Source organism: Thermoactinomyces sp. CICC 23799, from assembly GCF_016055145.1.
Taxonomy (GTDB): domain Bacteria; phylum Bacillota; class Bacilli; order Thermoactinomycetales; family Thermoactinomycetaceae; genus Thermoactinomyces; species Thermoactinomyces intermedius.
The window spans coordinates 393164-412181 of the sequence record NZ_JAECVV010000001.1; the positions used below are offsets into that span (position 1 = coordinate 393164).

Below are 19018 nucleotides of genomic sequence, written 5' to 3' on the forward strand. Positions count from 1 at the left end.
TCCATTTCATCCTTTTAACTCATCGGAACCTGCGGAATGATTTTGCCTTCAATCCGTTCAAAAATATCGTCAAGGTCTCTTCCGGTAATGGTCAGGCCGTGGTTTTTCAACCCGATCACGGCCCGGGATGGATCTTCGGCTTCGCGGATCAGGCCGGCAACCGCTTCGGCCAGTTGTACGGTTCCGCATGGATAATTGATTTCCGTGGAAGGGACTCCTTCCATCCAAGCGTGGATATGCACAATGGCTCCGACTTCAGGGTGCTCGTTGTAAATCATCCAATGCTCGATGGCATCCACCGAAACGCGGTTGGGCTTGATATTGGAAGGAACGCTCAATTCCATGGCCGACTGGTCTTCATCATACCCTTTCACCAGCAAAATATCCTTTCCGATCCGTCTCAGGTTTCCTTTGTTGACACCGCTGGCGCTCATCCAGAATTCATTTTTATCCCGACGGGCACTCAGGTTGCCGTAACTGAGCCCGCCGATGCCGTATAAACGCTTGATATGGCGGAATTCTCTGGGAGGCAACAATTCCTGGATCGGAAACGGCGCGGGAAGCAGGTTCATTTCATCCAGTTTTTTGCCCGCCCGGGAGATGCTTTCGCTGGTTTCATCCCCCTCCCACAGGTCTTCGGGGAGATCGGGGTGAAAAATATTGTTGATGACCAGACGGGAAGTGGCCAAGGGACGCAAGCGCTCGAAAACTTCTTGGAAATAGCGGTCATCGTCTTCCGGACGGGAGACGGCGTAACATCCCTGTTCCAGCGTGATGAAATGCGTGGACGAAACGGGACGGGAACGATCAATGAAAATCATCAGGTTTCCCAGGGAACGGATCAAGATCGGATAACCGGTTTTCAGGGTATCGGATACGGGCTCATCAACCTCGGTGATGGACACGACAAACGTTCCGTTTCCTTTGCGGCGAAAAGGTTTCGGACGGTTTGGATCCACGAAATTCAGCACCAATTGAAGTTGCGGAAACTCGGTGGATACCCGTTTAAAACCGTGTTCTTCCATCTCTTGTTGGATGCCTTCGGCAAAGCGTTTTAAATCCGGTGTTCTTTCATAATCTCCAAACAATGCGAAGTGAATCATTGTGCTAAACCCCTCCTTTAATACAAGACCTAGTTTCCCGAAGGATTTGGAAAAATATACATCTTGGCGCCGGGACTTTCAGAAGGAGATTCAGAAAATTGAACCGCGGGACCGGAAAAAATGGTATGTTAAATTTCGAGGATTCCTTACTGGGGAGGATTGTTTATGTATACCATCCGAAATATTTATTGCATCGGCAGAAACTACCGGTTGCACGCGAAAGAGTTGGGCAATGAAGTGCCGGAGGCCCCGTTGGTTTTTTTAAAGCCGACCCATTCACTGGCCAAAGCGGACGGAAGGGTTCTTTCGCTTCCGGGAACCAAAGGGGAAGTGCATTATGAAGCGGAGTGGGTTTTAAGGATTTCCCGCCCGGTTGCGTCAGGGACACCCGTGGATGAAGTGGTGAGTCACATGGGGCTCGGCATCGATTTTACCTTGCGGGATGTACAGAGTGGGTTAAAGAAAAAAGGACATCCCTGGCTTCCGGCGAAAGGGTTTCCTAATGCAGCGGTGTTAACGGATTTGAAACCGTTCCCGGGGCTTGCAGCATGCGCATCGAAATCGTTTTCGTTGTTTAAAAATCAAGAAAGAGTGCAAAGGGGAAGCATCGATGACATGGTATTTTCCCCGCAACAACTGGTGGATTTCTGCGCGGAACACTTTGGGCTGGGCGAAGGAGACATTATTTTTACCGGTACGCCGGCCGGTGTGGGAAAAGTGGAGGACAACGATCATTTCAGGCTGTATTGGGAAAACGAACCATGGGGAGAATGCCGAATCCGGTTGAAATAAAAAGGAAACCGCCTTGGAGCAAGGCGGTTTTTCAGTGCGAAAACAAGTCAGTTTCCGTTTTTTTGTAACCACTTTTGTTCAGCCCGTGCAAAGTTGGCGGGGCCGTCATGCTCCAAGGCATCATAAACGAATTCATATGCATGGGAATCAAAGGCGATACCGAGGTGAGCCGCCAGATCAGCCGGCACTTGATCCTGAATCGTAATATTGGACACTTGGTCTTCGGGTCCATCCAAAAAGGCGGAGGTGTAGGGAACGACAATTTCATCGTATTTGGTGCTGATCACGGTGTATGAAACATCTCCCGGGGTTTCATCGCCGGCGTTTAAATCATTCAGGAAGTCAGAGCCGGTTTTTTGCTGATCGCATGCCGTGCATCCCAAAAGACCCGGAAGAATCATAATGGGTTCAATGCCGAGAACCCCGATGGTTCCGTGGTTGGATGGAGCCAGTCCGATCAGGTCTTCCACTTTTTCCGCCCCGCCCAGGTATTTGATATAGTAGCGCGGCATCATGCCTCCCTGGCTGTGCCCGACAATGGAAACTTTCTCCGCGCCGGTTTGCTCCAACACCTGATCGACAAACGCTTTCAATTCTTCGGCAGATTTTTCAATCGGTCCGGTACTGAAGTCGAGATGGGTGATGCCGTAGTTTAAAGCATATACGCAATAACCTTTCTTCGCCAAAAGGGGTGACAGTTTGCTCCAGTTAAATGCCATGCTTTCAAAAGTGCCCGGCACCAGGATGACCGGATAAGGATGTTCCTCGCTCGGCTTGCAATCGGGAAGATTGGCGCCGGGAGGTGACAAAGCGGCTTCTTTCAGGATGTCTTCATCCGTTTGGGCATGGGCGGATGAGACCCCGAAGAGACAAGGAGCCAGTGTCAACACCGAAATCATGAATATTCTGAAAATAAATCGGAAGGCAGACATCGTCTCTCCCCCTTCTTTGGATTTTTAATACTTATCTATATTAAATTTTATCTTACTGAAACAAATCAGGGAAGGGGAGAGGAATAAAAAATCAGATCATTCAATCATTTTTTGCGGCATGGTTCCTTGGAAGATTGGAACCATTTCATTTTCGGGGCGATTCACCGGGAACGGGGACAAAGTCGAAGATTTCTCCGCTTTTAAAGGTGTTTGCCAACTGGCGGAGCCAGGCATAATACCGTTTGGCATTGGCCAGTTTTTCAAGGTCTTGTTCCACTTGTTTTTTCTCTTCATTTTTGACCCCGGAATCATGAAGCAGTTTTGTCAGCTTTTCTTCACTGGCACGAAGCGCTTTCTCATTCAGCTCAATTTCTGTTTCCCACAGGTGGACGAAAAACTCGATAAAAGACCGGAACTGGTCTTGTTCGGCCTGGTACAAATCTTTCCGGACGCCTTTGATCCATTTTTTTTGCACCAGTTTTAAACGGGATAATTCCCGTACCCCCGTACTCATGCTTGTTTTGCTCATGCCGGTGCGCTGGCGCATTTCATCCAGTGTCATCGGTTCCTGATGGAAAAACATGATGCCGAACAGCCGGCCCATGGAGGGACTGAGTCCGTACATCCGCATCGTTTCAGCCAATGATTCGATGTAATCGCGTCTTGCTTCTTCCAATTGATCCATCGCACATTCCTCCAATCGCTTGCGTGTCCTTTTGTTTAATCCAATCATCCGAAGCAGGTGCCCACATCTTAAACATAAGGGAGGATTTTGTCAAACCGAAGGGGAGGTTGCGGAAGAAAAAAATTCATGTTAACGTAATTTATATACAGTTTGTACAGAAAAAACTGCACAAAAGGAAATTGATGGTTAAAGGGGGAGGGGAAATGTTCAAGCGCATGTTCATCGGCGGAAAGTGGATTGAAGCTGTCACGGGGGAAGTGCGGTCCATTTTCAATCCGTTTAACCAGGAAGTGATCGGAGAAGTGCCGGAAGGCGGGCGCGAAGATGCGAAAAGAGCCATCCAAGCCGCCCGTCAGGCGTTTGATAAAGGAAGCTGGCCGGACACGCCGGCTGCTGAACGGGGAGAGAAGTTGTTCCGGCTGGCGGAGGAGATACAAAGGAACAAACAGGAACTGGCCCGGTTGGAAACGTTGAATACCGGAAAGACACTGACGGAAAGTGAGGCAGATATGGACGATATCGCCAACGTGTTCCGGTATTACGCGGGGCTGGCGGATAAGGACGGGGGAGAAATGCTGTTTCCTCCGGCCAAGCATGCCGAAAGCAAAGTGGTTCGTGAACCGGTCGGTGTTTGCGGAATGATCACCCCTTGGAATTATCCGTTGCTGCAGGCGGCTTGGAAGCTGGCTCCGGCTTTGGCTGCCGGTTGCACGATGGTGTTGAAACCGAGTGAACTGACGCCGCTGACCACGTTGAAGTTGGCGGAATTGATCGAAAAGGCGGGCATTCCTGAAGGTGTGGTAAACATCGTGACCGGCCCGGGGGAAACCGTGGGGGCCGAACTGTCCGAATCGCCGGACGTGGACCTGATTTCGTTTACCGGCGGAATCGAAACCGGCAGAGCCATCATGCAAGCTGCCGCAAGCAATATGAAGAAAATCACTTTGGAATTGGGAGGAAAAAACCCGAACATCGTTTTTGCCGACAGCGACTTTGAGGCGGCGGTGGATTATGCGCTGAACGCGGTCTTTTTCCATGCCGGACAGGTGTGCTCGGCCGGGGCCCGGCTGCTGATCGAAGAAACGTGGCATGATGCCTTTGTCGGGGAACTGGTGAAAAGAGCCAAGCAAATCCGGTTGGGCAACGGGTTGGATCCAAATACACAAATGGGACCGCTCATTTCAGCCGAACACCGGGCCAAAGTGGAGAAATATATCGGGATCGGGCAAAAGGAAGGAGCCGTTTTATTAACAGGCGGAAAACGGCCGGTATCAAAGGAACTGGCCGGCGGCTTTTTTGTGGAACCGACGGTGTTTGACCATTGCACAAGTTCCATGCGTATTGTACAGGACGAAGTTTTCGGCCCGGTTTTGACGGTGGAAACTTTCCGTACAGAAGAAGAGGCGGTGGCTTTGGCCAATGACACCCGTTACGGGTTGGCCGGGGCGGTGTGGACCGGCGATATGAACCGGGCGGAAAGAGTGAGCCGGGCGTTAAGGATGGGAACGGTTTGGATCAATGATTTTCATCCGTATTTCCCGCAAGCGCCCTGGGGCGGATATAAACAGTCGGGAATCGGAAGAGAACTGGGGAAAACGGGATTGGAAGAATATACGGAACAAAAGCATATTTACAAAAATTTGCAACCTGCCCCCATGCGTTGGTTCGGATAAAAAAGACAGGAGGGAAGCACCATGATGCGAACAGAACAAATGTTGGAGAAGAAAGAGTTTGTCATGCCCACCAAAGTGATTTCGGGCATCGGCGTCTTAAAGCATGTGGGAGAGGAAGCGAAGGCGTTGGGCATCCGGAAAGCGATGATTGTCACTGACCAAGAGCTTTACCGGAGCGGACTGATCCAACCGGTTGCCGAACAGTTCAAACAAGCCGGCATTGATGTTCATGTGTTTCATGAAATCGCGGGGGAACCGGACACCTGTTTAATCGCATTGGGAGCGAAAACGTTTCAGGAGCAAAAGTGTGACGGATTGGTTGCGGTGGGCGGCGGAAGTTCCATGGATACTGCCAAGGCGATCGGAGTGGAAGCCGTTCACGGAGAACCGGTGATCCGGTTTGAAGCTTCCGAACGGGGCAAGCCACTGGAAAAACGGATCCCGCCGCTGGTGACCATCCCGACCACGGCCGGCACCGGAAGTGAGGTCACGCAATGGGCCGTGATCAAAGACCCCGAACGGCAAATTAAATTTAATGTGGGAGGACCTTTGATCCCCGCGCACCTTGCGGTGATTGATCCGGAACTGCACCTGACGATGCCCAAAACGATTACGGCGGCCACCGGGATTGATGCATTGTCCCATGCGATCGAGTGTTACACCATGAATCAATCACAACCGTTGACTGATGCAGTGGCATTGATGGCCATTGAGTATGTGGCCAAATACATTCGCCGGGCATATGCCAACGGGCACGACATCGAGGCGCGTTATCATATGGCGCAAGCGGCGATGTTGGCAGGCCTTTCGTACGGGAGTGATTCAGCGGGAGCGGCTCATGCGATGGCCCAAACATTGGGGGGAATGGTGCCGGTCATGCATGGACAATGTGTTTCGGCCATCCTTCCGGGCGTAATGGAATATAACTGGATGGGAGCTCCGCAGAAATTTGCCCGGATCGCCCAAGCGATGGGCGTTGATACCCGGGGCATGAGCACCGGGGAGGCGGCAAAGGCCGCGGTGAAAGAAGTGGAGCGGCTTGTCCGTGATTTAAACATCCCGTCTCTTCAAGAACAAGGGGCAGATCCCGGACAAATCGACCGATATGCCGAAGCGGCACTGGAAGACCCGCAAACCTTCGGCAACCCGCGTGATTTGGATCTGGATGCTTACCGCTGGATTTACCGTCGCGCATTCGGGTTGGAAACCTCCATTTTATAAATCAAACACACCCCTGGTGATTTGTTGCCAGGGGTGTTTGTTGTTTTTAAACCGATCTGGAGAGGACATATTCCACAACGGAAATGATCTCCTTTTTTTGATTTTCGTCCAAAACCCGCCCTTTCCAGAGAGCAGTTTCGTTTTCGGAGGACAAGATTTGCCAGATGTCGCATGGGTTGCTGTCCCCGTTTGTGTTTTTCTGCAACAAGTCTTCATACCCGCCGGCCCGCATCAAATCTTCAAAGGGGTATTGGTATGCATCGGCCAATTTTTTCAAGACATGGGCCGAAGGTTTGATCGGTTTGCCTGTGGCGCGGCGGATGCCAAGTTCCAGATCCCGGATGTAGGTGTGGGAAAGTCCGGTTTTTTTCGAAACATCACGCAATGTTCTTTTGCCGCGGAGTTTTTCCAGTAAAATCCCCAATTCGCTGCGCATGGTTGAATCCGTTCCTTTCTGAACAGGGAATATTCCACTTTCATTATAAGGGAAACCGGGCTTGAAGATAAAAACTGATGCCCGCTGAAACCGTGAAGAAGGGATCGGGGAGCGGGAGAGGGAAAGGGCATGATCCTGAAGTGCAGAATGAAAAAAAGGGGCTTAAAGGGCGATAAATCCCTTGCCGGACACCCAAGGTTACAAAAGTTTGGTTTTGTAACGGTATAAATCAGAAGCAAAAAACGCGAAAACCCTTGATTTATCTATGGTTTTGGCGTTTTTTCATTTACGCAGGGCATGGGAGGGGGTCTTTTGTAAACTCGGTACAACAAAACATCGCCTGAAAAAACGGCCTTCTTATTTTGGTTTTAAGGGTGGTTTATTTTCACATCCATCCAATGAGTCGAAAAAGGGGGATGAGCGCTGTATGACCCCTTGGAGTCCGTCTCATGTGTTTGTCAATGATTTCCACGAAAAAACCGGACAAATGCGTCCGGTTTTTTCAGAAAATATTATTCTTTGCTCACGGTTTCCAACGCCATGATGATCATGTCGTTAAAAGTGGTTTGCCGTTCTTCGGCGGTGGTTTCCTCTCCGGTGAAGATGTGGTCGCTGACCGTTAAAATCGAGAGGGCTTGCGCCTGGTGTTTGGCAGCCAGGGTGTAAAGGGCGGTGGTTTCCATCTCGACGGCCAGAACGCCGTGTTCTCCCAGTTTTTTCACCATATCCATGTTGTCCCGGTAGAAGACATCGGACGTCAAAATATTTCCGACGCGAACGGATAACCCTCTTTCCACCCCGGTGTCATACGCTTTTTTGAGCAATTCAAAATCGGCGCACGGGGCGAAATCAAAACCAGGGAAAGTTTGCCGGTTCATGTTGGAATCCGTGCAGGATGTCATGGCGATAATCACATCACGGACCCGGATGTCTTTTTGTATTCCGCCGCAGGTTCCGACGCGGATCAATTGCTTGACGCCGTATTCCCGGATCAGCTCATTGACATAAATGGAAATGGAAGGCACCCCCATGCCGGTTCCTTGTACCGAGACGCGGGTTCCTTTGTATGTACCGGTAAAGCCGAGCATGCCGCGAACCTCGTTGTAACAGGTGACATCTTCCAGGAACGTTTCCGCAATATATTTGGCACGAAGGGGATCGCCGGGCAAAAGGATTTTTTCGGCAATCTCTCCTTGTTTGGCTCCAATGTGAACACTCATGTTGACACCGTTTCCGTCAATTCCGGACCGGTGTTCACCTCCTTTATTCTCGATCTAAATATAACTATAACAGGAGAAAGAGGCATTTGAAAGAAAAAGGACTTGTGAATTGCATACAGATTTAATATATAAACAAGTTTGCTTTGCAAACAAAATAAAACCACAAAAGCGATCCGTGCCCCAGACGAAATCTTTTTTCAATCAAAGGATGGCATCCGGCCGGTTGATATAAAATGATAATATGGGAATGAACCTTTTTTTAGCGATGCAGTTTTTGGAGGGGTACAGATGAACGAAGTGATCAAAACGATAATGAACCATCGCTCCATTCGTCGATATGAAGACCGTCCTTTGACGGAAGAACAAATCCGGACCATTGTGGAAGCGGCCCAATCTGCTTCGACGTCCAGTTATATCCAAGCATACACGATCATTGGCGTTAAAGATCCGGCCAAAAAGAAAAAGCTGGCGGAGTTGGCGGGAAACCAACCTTATGTGGAGAAAAACGGCCATTTGCTGATTTTCTGCGCGGATTTGCACCGGCATGATTTAATCGCGGAGATGGAAGAGGCCGATTTGACCATCAGTCTGGAAAGCACCGAAAAATTCATGGTGGCCGTGGTCGATGCGGCACTGGCGGCCCAAAACGCAGCCATCGCCGCGGAGTCGATGGGCTTGGGCATTTGTTACATCGGAGGGCTTCGCAACAACCTGGAAGAGGTGACGAAGCTGCTCAACACCCCCCGGCGGGTTTTGCCGCTTTTTGGCATGACGATTGGTTATCCTTTGCACGAATCATCGAAAAAACCCCGTTTGCCCTTGGAACACGTTTATCATGAAGAAGAATATGAGCAGGATGAACAGCGCTTGAAAGAACAACTGAAAGAATACAACGAAACGGTCCAATCCTACTATATCGAGCGCACCGGAGGAAAACGGGAGGACACTTGGACGGGACAAATGGCGCAAATGCTCTCCCACCCGCGAAGAATGTACATGAAAGAATTTGTGGAGAAAAAAGGCTTTAACAAACAATAACGGTGAAGACCAAAATGGCTTGAGTGCATGGAGGGTGCTCAAGTCATTTTGGTTTCATCGCTGAACAACAACCGGGCCATGTAATATTCATCCGCATACCGGTCCTGGATAAACAAGGATTTTTTTCGCATCCCCTCGATTTGGAACCCCATTTTTTTATAAAAGTAGACGGCTTTCAGATTGGGACGCAGGATGGAGATTTCCAACCGCTTAATATCTTGTTCCCGGGCCCACTGAATGGCTTTTTCCAGCAACCGGGTGCCCACCCGTTGGTTTTGGTACTTTTTCAAAACCCCTGTCTCCGGACGCGCGGTATGCCGGTTGTGCGGATCATCTCCACGCCGGATGGCAACATGGCCCGTCAACTTTCCGTCCGTTTCCGCTACGAAAACGTGCCGGTTGCCGTCGCTGATCTTGCCCGGGTCCGCATCGCCGCAAGGAAACAAAAGGTACGGACTTTCCTCATTCAATTGGTTCAACAGCCGAAGGTAAGCCTCATGATCCTCCGGGCAAATTTCGCGTATCTGCAAGCGCCTCCCCCCCTCTTAAGCACAGATCCTTGTCTCCCAACCATCATATGATCGTCTTACCCGGTTAATTCGAGTCTGTGGTGAAACCTATTTCCATTTTGAGTTGGTGACTGGTTGGACGATGATCCTTTGTGGCCGGCAGGGGAGCTGTTGCAGGAAAACCAGCCGGAATTGAGTTAATAACGGTTTGAAATTTTTCAGGTGGGTTAAGGCTGATTATCAGGTGGAGGTTTATTCCGATTGTGTCAATGCAGCAATGCATGCTTCCCGTATTTCCCACACTTTTCTCCAGTCCTTAATGGGTACACTCGGGGATGTCACCCAGTGTTTCAAATAATCTTGATGAAACCGGTTTTTTCCTCCCCGATTCCTTCGGGTGTAATCTCTTTTTCAACCAAAAATGATAGGGGGGTCCCATTTGTTTGACCGGTCAGACGCGTGAAATCCAAATACTGTCCCTCAAACCGCAAATAACAATTTGCTTCCGGGAGCTCCTTAAGGCCGTAACGTTCCAACACCTTGCCGACACCGGGGGTGTTGTCCTCATTCATCAAATAAATGCCGATCATCAACCGGACGGGCATGTTGTTTTCCTCCGCCAAGATGGCCAACAGCGCGTGCTTCATACTACAGGTCCCTTTCCCCTCGCGCAAGACCGATCGCGCATCTGCCCGGTTGGCATTTCGCCCGTAAGGCAACGCCTGCAAATAACAGGCGGCTTTTTGGAACGTTTGAACACCCAAAGACTGAAACGCTTGGGACATTTCTCCTGCCGGTTGCAGACAAAAATCCAAACGTTGTTTAGCTATTCATTTCCTCACCCTCACAAATAAGATCCATTTGATTTAATCATACTTTTTCGATATTCATTCTAAAAAGTTCCTTGAATAAAAATATTCTCGTTAACCTGATAGGGATAAATTGGAACAAAGTGATCTAAATCATCGCTTGATCCGGAAATGCGAGGATTGTCCGTTTTCCGTTTGTTGATTTTCTGTGCAGGGGCATTGTCATGAATTGATCAGGGAGATGAGAGGGGGAAGAGATTTGACCGCCAGTCTGGAAAGCACCGGGGAATTTTTGGCAACCGTAGCAAAGAATCCTGAACGTGGTTTTGAATTTAACATACCGTCCGATCTTTAGTCTCTGAGATGGGTCAGTTTCTCTTAAGGTGCAACAATGAGTAAAGCAAATGGACATTAAAAAAGGAGCCGTTTGCGGCTCTTTTTTAGTTAAGAGGTTCCACAATGGATGCAATTAAACAGATTCGTTCGTTCCCGTTCCTAAAAGGGGACGTGGGTTTCAATTCCACAATGGATACAATCAAACCCCTTGCGTAAACACTAGTTATATCAAGCACTTTAAGTGTATCAAAAATCAAGATTTGCAGCAAACCACCGGTTGTGTCCGGCAAAGTTTCATGCGGAGGGCGATTGATGTTTAAAGAAGCTGCCAGACGAACGGACAGCTTCTTTAAAATCAAAGGTTTGATATGTTCTGCTGTCTCAGCCGGATAAAAACTTTCCGCCACACCACCCATGAAGCAGCTCCCAGGATCACTGAGGTGAGAATGCTTCCTTCGATCCCGAAAGGGCCGCCGTGGAACCATTCGGGGCCGTGTGTCGTCGCGTGAAGAAGCGGGAAGGACAGGCTTTGTCCGCTCACAGCCAATCCGAAAACCGAGCCTTGTGCCCAGTTCCAAACAGAGTGAATGGCGCAAATTCCCCACAGGCTTCCTTCGTTTAAAACGTGACCGACGGCAAACAAGCCGAACAGACTGATGTTCAAGAAAGAAATCACGTTGATCCCGTCATTTAACAAATGCATGGCGGCAAAGAACAGAAAGGAGGTGCCCACCGCAATCCAGAATGGTGCGCGCATGGCCATGACAGGGAACAACCAACCGCGGACCACGATTTCTTCCGTTGCGCCCTGGATGATGAAGGTGATCATGGAAAGCAGTAAAATGAGAAGCGCGGGGAGATGGATTTTCGTGATCTCAAAGGTCAGAGAGCCGGTGATCCAAAGGAGGAACACAGGGGCGGAAATGAGCAAAAAACCCCACATCCACCCGGTTATGTACTTTTTAAAAGCCCTCTCTTTCGTAAAGCCGATGCTGGAGACCGGCCGTTTCTCCACCAACCGGACCCAGGCGAAAGTGAACAGTGCGGTTCCGCTGAAGGAAACGATCAGTTCCAAATGAAACCAAACACTTTGCATCAGCGGGGAAACAGGGGGCGGAAACAAAATGAGAAAGAAGATCCCGAGCCCACCGAAAAAAAGGAAAGAAAAGGCGATGACCGGGGCCAAAACCGGATGAATTTTTCTTTCGCCGGTTGCGGCCAGTTTTAACAGGGTAAACGTTTGGAAGTTCATAATCGGTCCTTTCGAAAAGTAAAGTTTTCAATATAATCTATCATATATGAAAACGACAACAAAAACCATCGGTGATCCTTTTTCTGTCTAATCGGTCAAAAAAAGTGTATACTAGTAGGGGATAGAAGAGAAGATTTTTTCTGACAACTGGGGGACTATCAGTGTTTAAAAAACAAAAGACGAGTTTGTATTCCAAAACGTTGATGGATATTACATCCTTGATCGTGGAGGCGGCTGAGCTGTTTCGCGAAAATGTGGAAAACCTTGAACAACGGGAGCAATATGGAGAGAGAATCAAACGCCTCGAGTCCAAAGGGGATGAATTTGTCCAGCTTTTGATTTCCCAATTGAACAAAGAATACTTCCCGCCGATGGACCGGGAAGATATTTTCCAATTGGTGGCCAAATTGGATGACATTTTGGATGGCATTGAGGCTTGTGCCGAACGTTCGTTGTATATCGAGAAGACGACACCGCAGCTGATCCGGTTTGCGGATATTTTGGTGCAAACGGCCAAAATTTTGCAGGAAGCATTCACCTCATTAAACGACCGCCGGTTCGAAGCGCTTCATAAGGCGACCATTGAAGTCAATTCCTTGGAAAGTGAAGCGGATCAATTGTTGCGGGACAGTCTGAGCGAATTGTTTTTTGATCCGAAAGATGTGGTCTTGCTGATCAAAATGAAGGATATCTATGAGCGGCTGGAAAAAACAACCGATGACGCCGAAGACATTGCGGATGTTTTTGAAAGCATGATCATTAAATACGCATAAGGAACGGATAAAAAAACACCGGCTTTACGGCCGGTGTTTTTTATATAAACAGGCGGACGATTTGGGTGATGGTGAAGGTGACGGCAACCGCGATGGCGGTGGGAATGAGTGCGGCCAGGAGAGACCATTTGACGCTTTTGGTTTCTTTATAAATGGTGAACAAAGTGGTCCCGCACGGATAATGAAGCAGGGAAAAAAGCATCATATTGAGTGCCGTCAACCATGTCCATCCGTGGTCGAGCAGGATTTGTTTCAGATCGGTCAACTGATCAACTTCCACCATGGAGCCGGTTGCCAAATAACCCATGAGCAGGATGGGAAGAACCACTTCATTTGCCGGCAATCCGAGGATAAAGGCGAGCAAAATGAAACCATCCAGTCCCAGCGCATGTGCAAACGGGTCCAAAAAGCGGGCGGCATGTTCCAGAATGCTGGCCGAACCCATATCGATATTGGCCAGGATCCAGGTGATCAAGCTGGCCGGTGCGGCGATGATGACGGCACGTTTTAACACAAACAAGGATTTATCCATGGTGGCCCGGTAAATGGTGTTCCAAAATTTCGGCCGCCTGAACGGCGGGAGTTCCAACGTGTAATGTGTGGGAACCCCGCGAAGTGCGGTTTTGGACAAGGCCCATGACACAAATAGCGTGACGACGATGCCGAACAATACCAGTCCCATCACCACGGCGGCGGTGACCATGGTGCCGATGCCGGAGCTGAAACCGGCCGCCATGAACAGTGATGCCAAAAGGATCAGAAGGGGCCACCGGCCATTGCAGGGAACAAAATTGTTGGTCAAAATGGCCAGCAAACGTTCCCTCGGGGATTCAATGATCCGGGTGGAAACGATGGCCGCTGCATTGCATCCAAACCCCATGGCCATGGTGAGGGCTTGCTTGCCGTGGCCGCCGGATTTTTGGAAGACCCGGTCCATATTGAAAGCTACTCTGGGCAGAAATCCGAAGTTCTCCAACAGTGCAAACACAGGAAAGAAAATGGCCATCGGCGGCAACATGACGCTCACCACCCAAGTGGTTCCCCGATAAAGCCCGAACACCAAAAGATCATGAAGCCAAACGGGGGAACCCAAAGCCTGAAGGACTAGGGAAAGAACCGGTTCCCCGGCGCCGAACAGACGGGCCAGGACCTGGGAGGGAAGATTGGCTCCCCAGATGGTCATATAAATAATCAAGCCCAGGATGGCCAGCATGATCGGAAATCCCCAGGTCCGGGAAGTCAAAATCCGGTCCAGCTTGGCGTGGGAGGGGGGGATCCGGTGTGACCGGGTGTAGCGAACGCTTTCCTCGCACAGTTGATGTGAGTTTTGATAAATCCGGCTGACAATCTCGTCGCGGATATTTTCGCTTCGTAAGGATTTGCTTTGTTCCATCAAATGATCCAATTCGCCCAGAGGAAATGCGGATGAATTTGCCATGATCCTTTCCTCCTTCTGTTTAGCCGTGAGCACGGGTGACGCGGGCAGGTGGCTGCTTTCGGGCAAATTTTTGCTTTAACACCCGAAGCAAAGACTCATCGCCCTCCAACAAGCGCAAAGCGAGCCAGCGGGCGGGGAGGGAGTCGCCGAATATTTCTTTGATTTTCGGTTCGATGCGTTGGATATGGTTTTCAATTTTCTCGCTGTACTCAATCCGGTAAGGCCGGGTGATGATTTGTCCGCTTACCATCTTGTGCAAGGTGTCAAGCAACCGGGTGATGCCTTCACCGTTGCGGGCGGACATTTTGACCACCGGAATGCCCAGTTTGGACGCGATTTTTTGATCATCGATCACGATGCCGTGCTTGGAAGCCTCGTCGATCAGGTTGATGCACAAAATGACCCGTTCGGTCATCTCTAAAACTTGCAATGCCAAGTTCATGTTCCGCTCCAATGAAGTGGCGTCCACGACGACTATGGTCACATCCGGTTGTTCGAAAATGATATAATCGCGGGCCACTTCTTCATCGGCGGAGTTTGAGAACAGGGAATATGTTCCGGGCAAATCGATCAAGCGATAATCGTTGCCTTTATAGTGAAAGGTTCCTTCAGCAAGTGACACGGTTTTTCCCGGCCAATTTCCGGTATGTTGGTTGAGTCCGGTCAGGGCATTAAAAAGAGTGCTTTTTCCTGTGTTTGGATTTCCGGCCAGTGCAATCCGGTATTCACTCATTGGTTTCATCCCCCAATTTTTCACCCCATATTTTTTGGCTCTCTTCTTTTCGGAGTGCGATGGTGGATTGGCTCACCCGATAGGCGACCGGATCGCCCAAAGGGCTTTGATACAGCACTTCGACCAACGCCCCCGGAATGAAGCCGAGATCCAGAAGTCTGCGCCGGAGGACGCCTTCCACACGGATTTCCCGAATGCGGAAACGATCCCCCGGCTTTGTATCAAAAAGAGTATGATGATTCATTTTTTCACACCCGCTCTTTTTTCTATTGAGACAAATTTGTTGGCTTAGGGCAAAATTTAATTTAAAGAAAATCAATTATACTATATAAAGTATATATAATCACATATATAAATTCAATATGGTTTCAAAGGATATGTATCGTCTTCCACGCCGTTTGTCAGGGGTTTTGCGTTTGGTCGGATTCGAGTGATACCATTTTATGTGGTATGATGACAATGTGTGTCACATCCCTTTCACTTTTGTGAAGATTATCCATAAGGGATTTCATGGTAAGATAAAATACGGAAACAGGCTCTTGTACAGAATGGAGGGATTTGGTGTCTGCGTCGCAAATTTTATTCCAAATCTTTTCGTATCCCAGCAATTGGAACTATCAATTGAATCTGCTTTTCATCCTGATTGCGGTGGTTTATTTGTTGATCACCGGTCCCTTGCGGCATCGGTTCAAAGATGCGACTGCGGTGAAAGGATCCAAGAAAGCGGTGTTTTTGACCGGCTTGATTGTTTATTATTTTGCCGTGGGAAGCCCGCTGGCCCTTTTGACGCATGAGTTGTTCACCATGCATATGCTGCAAATGGCTTTGATGTTTTTTGTGGTTTCGCCTCTTTTGCTGATCGGGATTCCGGTTTATTTATATCGTGCCGTTTTCCGCATCAAGCTGTTGAAAGCGGTGTTTTCGTTTTTGTCCCGTCCGTTGTTGACGGTGTTCCTTTTTAACGGTTTGTTGTCGTTGTACCATGTGCCAGCCGTTTTTGATGCGATCATGAACAGCGAGGCGTTACACGTGATCTCGCACACGCTCCTGATGGTTGCGTCCCTTTTCATGTGGTGGTCGATTGTATCGCCGGTGCCGGAAATGGATACATTAAGAGACAGGCATTTAATAAAAATTGCGTTGATTCTCGGGGGGACGGTCTTGATCACTCCGGCTTGTGCACTGATCATTTTCACGGATACGGTTTTATTTGAAAGATTCCAAGAGACCTCCCAAATGGTGCCGCTGTTTGCTCCGCTGATCGACCAGCAATTGGGCGGGGTCATCATGAAAATCATCCAGGAGATTTCCTTTATGGCGGCCATCGGTGCCGTTTTGGCCCGCTGGTTTAAAAGCGAGCGGAAAAAAGACCAGGAGGATTTGATGCAAATTGAAAAGGAGCGGCAACTCAGACTTTCCAAAAATCAGGTGTGAAGGTGTGAAACATGAAGAAGATGTGGATTGCGGGTTTGATCGCGGGAAGCGCCGTCTTGCTGGCCGCCTGCGGATCAAACGGGAATGAACCCAATCAAAGCGGACAAGTGACGGAAGGGCCGGAGAAAGTGTATATGCAGCACTGCGCGAATTGTCACGGTGAACAATTGCAAGGAGGGTACGGCCCGGCACTCAAAGAAGCGGGAAAAAAATATTCCGAAGCCGAAATCTTGACCATTATTCAAAAGGGAAAAGGAAACATGCCTTCGCAAGGCTTTATCAATGAAGAAGACCAAAAACAGCTGGCCAAGTGGCTGTCGGAGCAATAGGGACAACTTGTCTTTCATCAACCTGTCAGGGGTTGATGTTTTTTTATGCGCAGACGGGAAACCGATGAATATAATGGTACGGAATTCCATGAAAGAGAAAAGGTCGATCGCGATGGAAGAAAAAAAGAATTCCTTGTTGATCCGGTTTCCCTCTTCGATTCCTTCCGCATACATGGCGCAATTTCCGGCCAGACAAGGCATTCCGGTGGCCGACAGTCAGGAAGCAAGGTCCTTGATCAGCCGGGAGCCGGAGCAGACGAAGGTGGAATTGGTGAATCCCCCGGCGGCGGTGTTAAAGCAGTTGCTGGAGGAAGGCCGGAATCCGAAAAACATCGTTTTGTATTATGATCATTTGCCCCAAGCGGAAGAGGGAACATTTCTCCGTTCTTTCCGCGTCCGGGTTCCGTCGCTTTGTTTTTATTATTTTTTCCGGCAACGGGAAGTGGACGTGGAGCTGGTTCATCCGCTGCCGGTTGAACCGTTAAAAGGCTCCGGGGCCGGGGAAGAGGCCCCAAAAGACTTGAGGCGGAAAAACAAAGTTTGCTTGTGGATCGATGACCGGTTGGTGGCCCCGCGTTATCGCAAAGGATTGGCACTGATGGTTTTGAAAGTGCTCAAGCAGTCGGATGATCTTGAAGTGATTTGGGCCGGGCAGCAAAGGGAGGACCTTGATCAACGGATCCGGGTGGTTCCTCCGGAAGAAGCAGACCGGAAACATCTTTGGCTGGCGGGGGATATCGTGGTGACATTGAGCCCGGTGTCCCAGTCGATGGCCCCGCTTCATGTCCGGTGTTTGGTGAATCAAAAGGCGGTGATCACGGATGACCGGGGGGATCACGGGGAGTGGGTGAATCATGCATTGACCGGCTTCTTATTGAGCCAAAAAGGAATGTTTCCGGAGTTGCGCAGGTATTTGTTGAGGCTGTTGCATCACCGGGATTTGCTGATCCGCTTTCAGCAAAACGGACCTCTCATGGTTGAAAAGGTGCTGAAGAAAGGATGAAACCTGAAGTCAGCTTGATCATTCCCCACCAAAACGATTGGAAATGCATGCGGGTTTGTCTGGAAGGGATTTTGGCGTATACGCACGGAGAATATGAAGTGATCATCGTGGATCATGCCCCGGGGAAGATCCCGGAAACATTCCTGCAACGCTCCCGGTTAACGGTCATTCGGCATCCACCCGGTTTGGGGCGGGCCGCTTCACTCAACTTGGGAATGAAGAGGGCGAGGGGAGAGTATATTCTCTGGCTGAGCCCTTATGCCGTTCCTTCACACCGCTGGTTGGCACAGTTGCTTGCTGTTTTCAAAGCACGGGATCGGGCGGGGATGGCCGGACCGGTCACCAACCGCGGAAATGCCAAGCAAAAATTAAGCATTCCCTTTAAAACCATCTCCAAAATTCACCGGTTTTCCAACCAATTTAACCACAGCAATCCCGCAAGGTGGAAAGAGACCGAAGTGTTGTCGGGATTTTGTGTGTTGTTTCCGCGAAGGCTGGTGGATGAAATCGGATGGCTGGATGAACGGTTTGGAGACGGCATCCATGCGGAGATGGATTATTGCCGGCGAGTGCGAATGGCAGGGTATTCTTTGATCATCGCTGCCGATACGTATGTTCACCAACTGGCCAAAAAACCGTTGAGCAAAGAAGAAGTGCGGGATCAAATCAAAATCCGCAAACAAAACCAGAAATATTTTGAGTACAAGTGGTTTTATTTACAAGATCACAATGGAGGCCAATCAACACTTCATCCGTAAAATACAAACCTTGGCTGGTTTGTATTTTTTTTATCGGGTTATATAAATACAGGGCTGGCAATCAGCCGGAAAATGGCTGCTGGACAGGCAGTGTCGGGAAAGGGGGATCGGGGGATGCTTGGTGTTTTCATGGTCGTGATCGTGTTATTGGGCGGAATTCTTTATCTTTTCCTGAGTCCGAAGGTTCCGTCCATCAGTCCGGATGATTTGAAGAAGGTCATGGAAAATAACCAAAACATATTAATCATTGATGTCCGCGAAAAACGGGAATATGAGTCCGGACACATCCCCGGAGCAGTCCATGTTCCGTTGCGCCAGCTGGAACGTCTCAAAAAAGAGGCAGATCAACAAGAAAACGGCGGGGGAGTGTATATCTACTGCCGCAGCGGTTCCCGCAGTGCGATTGCCGTGCGTGAATTACGGAAGCTCGGGTGCCGGAATGTGTACCTGCTGCGGGGCGGGCTCATGAATTGGAATGGCCCGGTGCAAAAAGCGGAGGAAAAAACAGAGGAATGAAGAGGCTCACATGACAAAAGAGAGATCC

22 protein-coding genes are annotated in these 19018 nt (G+C 49.5%); 10 read left to right on the forward strand and 12 right to left on the reverse strand.

Annotation, left to right across the window (positions count from 1 at the left end):
- Positions 1–14: 14 nt before the first annotated feature.
- Complete coding sequence (locus I8U21_RS02130) at positions 15–1103, reverse strand: class II aldolase/adducin family protein (protein WP_181732869.1); 1089 nt, start codon at positions 1101–1103, stop codon at positions 15–17.
- Between the two features lie 165 nt (positions 1104–1268).
- On the opposite strand from I8U21_RS02130, the gene I8U21_RS02135 reads away from it, so the two are divergent.
- Positions 1269–1895 carry a fumarylacetoacetate hydrolase family protein gene (locus I8U21_RS02135; protein WP_181732870.1) on the forward strand — a complete coding sequence of 209 codons (627 nt, stop codon included), beginning with the start codon at positions 1269–1271 and terminating at the stop codon, positions 1893–1895.
- Positions 1896–1942: 47 nt separating this feature from the next.
- Here I8U21_RS02135 and I8U21_RS02140 read toward each other — a convergent pair whose 3' ends face one another.
- Together I8U21_RS02140 and cudC are read right to left on the reverse strand one after the other, a co-directional pair.
- Positions 1943–2827: an alpha/beta fold hydrolase gene (locus I8U21_RS02140; protein WP_304650711.1), complete on the reverse strand. Its 885-nt coding sequence runs from the start codon at positions 2825–2827 to the stop codon at positions 1943–1945.
- Between the two features lie 145 nt (positions 2828–2972).
- Positions 2973–3512, reverse strand: coding sequence for a choline uptake/conversion transcriptional regulator CudC (cudC, locus tag I8U21_RS02145; RefSeq protein WP_181732872.1), 540 nt, complete (start codon positions 3510–3512; stop codon positions 2973–2975).
- A 203-nt stretch (positions 3513–3715) separates the two neighbouring features.
- Between cudC and betB the strand changes: the two genes are divergently transcribed.
- The gene (gene betB / locus I8U21_RS02150; protein WP_181732873.1) at positions 3716–5185 is read left to right on the forward strand and encodes a betaine-aldehyde dehydrogenase; all 1470 of its coding nucleotides are present in this window, start codon (positions 3716–3718) and stop codon (positions 5183–5185) included.
- A 24-nt stretch (positions 5186–5209) separates the two neighbouring features.
- Positions 5210–6406: a choline dehydrogenase gene (locus tag I8U21_RS02155; protein WP_198053197.1), complete on the forward strand. Its 1197-nt coding sequence runs from the start codon at positions 5210–5212 to the stop codon at positions 6404–6406.
- Between the two features lie 46 nt (positions 6407–6452).
- On the opposite strand, the gene I8U21_RS02160 is transcribed toward I8U21_RS02155, so the two are convergent.
- Positions 6453–6842, reverse strand: coding sequence for a helix-turn-helix domain-containing protein (locus I8U21_RS02160; protein ID WP_181732874.1), 390 nt, complete (start codon positions 6840–6842; stop codon positions 6453–6455).
- A gap of 512 nt (positions 6843–7354) precedes the next feature.
- Positions 7355–8062 (reverse strand): purine-nucleoside phosphorylase, encoded by a 708-nt coding sequence (deoD, locus tag I8U21_RS02165; protein WP_037996043.1) that lies wholly within the window; start codon positions 8060–8062, stop codon positions 7355–7357.
- Between the two features lie 288 nt (positions 8063–8350).
- On the opposite strand from deoD, the gene nfsA reads away from it, so the two are divergent.
- Entirely contained in the window at positions 8351–9100 is a 750-nt protein-coding gene (gene nfsA / locus I8U21_RS02170) for an oxygen-insensitive NADPH nitroreductase (RefSeq protein WP_181732875.1), read from the forward strand.
- A gap of 38 nt (positions 9101–9138) precedes the next feature.
- Here nfsA and I8U21_RS02175 read toward each other — a convergent pair whose 3' ends face one another.
- The 4 genes from I8U21_RS02175 to I8U21_RS02190 all read right to left on the reverse strand — a co-directional run bounded on the left by I8U21_RS02175 (position 9139) and on the right by I8U21_RS02190 (position 12006).
- Positions 9139–9630: a GNAT family N-acetyltransferase gene (locus tag I8U21_RS02175; RefSeq protein WP_037996039.1), complete on the reverse strand. Its 492-nt coding sequence runs from the start codon at positions 9628–9630 to the stop codon at positions 9139–9141.
- Between the two features lie 329 nt (positions 9631–9959).
- Positions 9960–10394 (reverse strand): transglutaminase domain-containing protein, encoded by a 435-nt coding sequence (locus I8U21_RS02180; RefSeq protein WP_049720152.1) that lies wholly within the window; start codon positions 10392–10394, stop codon positions 9960–9962.
- 464 nt (positions 10395–10858) lie between these two features.
- Positions 10859–11170, reverse strand: coding sequence for a hypothetical protein (locus I8U21_RS02185; RefSeq protein ID WP_198053200.1), 312 nt, complete (start codon positions 11168–11170; stop codon positions 10859–10861).
- Entirely contained in the window at positions 11110–12006 is an 897-nt protein-coding gene (locus tag I8U21_RS02190) for a CPBP family intramembrane glutamic endopeptidase (RefSeq protein ID WP_049720151.1), read from the reverse strand. The genes I8U21_RS02185 and I8U21_RS02190 overlap by 61 nt, the downstream gene beginning before the upstream one ends.
- A 161-nt stretch (positions 12007–12167) precedes the next feature.
- On the opposite strand from I8U21_RS02190, the gene I8U21_RS02195 reads away from it, so the two are divergent.
- Positions 12168–12779, forward strand: coding sequence for a DUF47 domain-containing protein (locus tag I8U21_RS02195; RefSeq protein ID WP_037996035.1), 612 nt, complete (start codon positions 12168–12170; stop codon positions 12777–12779).
- Between the two features lie 40 nt (positions 12780–12819).
- Here the strand turns inward: I8U21_RS02195 and I8U21_RS02200 are convergent, their stop codons facing one another.
- Genes I8U21_RS02200 through I8U21_RS02210 form a run of 3 tightly spaced genes read right to left on the reverse strand, consistent with a single transcriptional unit; the run spans position 12820 to position 15194 of the window.
- Complete coding sequence (locus tag I8U21_RS02200) at positions 12820–14217, reverse strand: nucleoside recognition domain-containing protein (protein ID WP_232337433.1); 1398 nt, start codon at positions 14215–14217, stop codon at positions 12820–12822.
- Between the two features lie 19 nt (positions 14218–14236).
- Positions 14237–14950 (reverse strand): FeoB small GTPase domain-containing protein, encoded by a 714-nt coding sequence (locus I8U21_RS02205; RefSeq protein ID WP_181732877.1) that lies wholly within the window; start codon positions 14948–14950, stop codon positions 14237–14239.
- Positions 14943–15194 carry a FeoA family protein gene (locus tag I8U21_RS02210; protein WP_037996031.1) on the reverse strand — a complete coding sequence of 84 codons (252 nt, stop codon included), beginning with the start codon at positions 15192–15194 and terminating at the stop codon, positions 14943–14945. Before I8U21_RS02210 ends, I8U21_RS02205 begins: the two co-directional genes overlap by 8 nt.
- A 317-nt stretch (positions 15195–15511) precedes the next feature.
- Between I8U21_RS02210 and I8U21_RS02215 the strand changes: the two genes are divergently transcribed.
- The 5 genes from I8U21_RS02215 (at position 15512) to I8U21_RS02235 (ending at position 18990) form a co-directional block, all read left to right on the forward strand.
- Positions 15512–16384, forward strand: a complete 873-nt coding sequence (locus I8U21_RS02215) for a cytochrome c oxidase assembly protein (RefSeq protein ID WP_181732878.1) — start codon at positions 15512–15514, stop codon at positions 16382–16384.
- An 11-nt stretch (positions 16385–16395) separates the two neighbouring features.
- A complete protein-coding gene (locus I8U21_RS02220) occupies positions 16396–16713 on the forward strand; it encodes a c-type cytochrome (RefSeq protein WP_181732879.1) in 318 nt (105 codons plus the stop codon).
- A gap of 64 nt (positions 16714–16777) precedes the next feature.
- Positions 16778–17716, forward strand: a complete 939-nt coding sequence (locus tag I8U21_RS02225; protein ID WP_181732880.1) for a hypothetical protein — start codon at positions 16778–16780, stop codon at positions 17714–17716.
- A complete protein-coding gene (locus I8U21_RS02230) occupies positions 17713–18474 on the forward strand; it encodes a glycosyltransferase family 2 protein (RefSeq protein WP_181732881.1) in 762 nt (253 codons plus the stop codon). Before I8U21_RS02225 ends, I8U21_RS02230 begins: the two co-directional genes overlap by 4 nt.
- Positions 18475–18588: 114 nt before the next feature.
- Positions 18589–18990 (forward strand): rhodanese-like domain-containing protein, encoded by a 402-nt coding sequence (locus I8U21_RS02235; RefSeq protein ID WP_198053164.1) that lies wholly within the window; start codon positions 18589–18591, stop codon positions 18988–18990.
- The last annotated feature ends 28 nt before the right edge of the window (positions 18991–19018 follow it).

Coding starts and splice junctions, on each gene's coding strand:
- I8U21_RS02225 (WP_181732880.1), top strand. CDS start 16,778: ATGAATATAATGGTACGGAATTCCATGAAAGAGAAAAGGTCGATCGCG.
- I8U21_RS02135 (WP_181732870.1), top strand. CDS start 1,269: ATGTATACCATCCGAAATATTTATTGCATCGGCAGAAACTACCGGTTG.
- I8U21_RS02130 (WP_181732869.1), bottom strand. CDS start 1,103: ATGATTCACTTCGCATTGTTTGGAGATTATGAAAGAACACCGGATTTA.
- I8U21_RS02220 (WP_181732879.1), top strand. CDS start 16,396: ATGAAGAAGATGTGGATTGCGGGTTTGATCGCGGGAAGCGCCGTCTTG.
- nfsA (WP_181732875.1), top strand. CDS start 8,351: ATGAACGAAGTGATCAAAACGATAATGAACCATCGCTCCATTCGTCGA.
- I8U21_RS02185 (WP_198053200.1), bottom strand. CDS start 11,170: ATGGGTGGTGTGGCGGAAAGTTTTTATCCGGCTGAGACAGCAGAACAT.
- betB (WP_181732873.1), top strand. CDS start 3,716: ATGTTCAAGCGCATGTTCATCGGCGGAAAGTGGATTGAAGCTGTCACG.
- I8U21_RS02180 (WP_049720152.1), bottom strand. CDS start 10,394: ATGTCCCAAGCGTTTCAGTCTTTGGGTGTTCAAACGTTCCAAAAAGCC.
- I8U21_RS02190 (WP_049720151.1), bottom strand. CDS start 12,006: ATGAACTTCCAAACGTTTACCCTGTTAAAACTGGCCGCAACCGGCGAA.
- I8U21_RS02230 (WP_181732881.1), top strand. CDS start 17,713: ATGAAACCTGAAGTCAGCTTGATCATTCCCCACCAAAACGATTGGAAA.
- I8U21_RS02210 (WP_037996031.1), bottom strand. CDS start 15,194: ATGAATCATCATACTCTTTTTGATACAAAGCCGGGGGATCGTTTCCGC.
- cudC (WP_181732872.1), bottom strand. CDS start 3,512: ATGGATCAATTGGAAGAAGCAAGACGCGATTACATCGAATCATTGGCT.
- deoD (WP_037996043.1), bottom strand. CDS start 8,062: ATGAGTGTTCACATTGGAGCCAAACAAGGAGAGATTGCCGAAAAAATC.
- I8U21_RS02205 (WP_181732877.1), bottom strand. CDS start 14,950: ATGAGTGAATACCGGATTGCACTGGCCGGAAATCCAAACACAGGAAAA.
- I8U21_RS02140 (WP_304650711.1), bottom strand. CDS start 2,827: ATGTCTGCCTTCCGATTTATTTTCAGAATATTCATGATTTCGGTGTTG.
- I8U21_RS02155 (WP_198053197.1), top strand. CDS start 5,210: ATGCGAACAGAACAAATGTTGGAGAAGAAAGAGTTTGTCATGCCCACC.
- I8U21_RS02235 (WP_198053164.1), top strand. CDS start 18,589: ATGCTTGGTGTTTTCATGGTCGTGATCGTGTTATTGGGCGGAATTCTT.
- I8U21_RS02160 (WP_181732874.1), bottom strand. CDS start 6,842: ATGCGCAGCGAATTGGGGATTTTACTGGAAAAACTCCGCGGCAAAAGA.
- I8U21_RS02200 (WP_232337433.1), bottom strand. CDS start 14,217: ATGGCAAATTCATCCGCATTTCCTCTGGGCGAATTGGATCATTTGATG.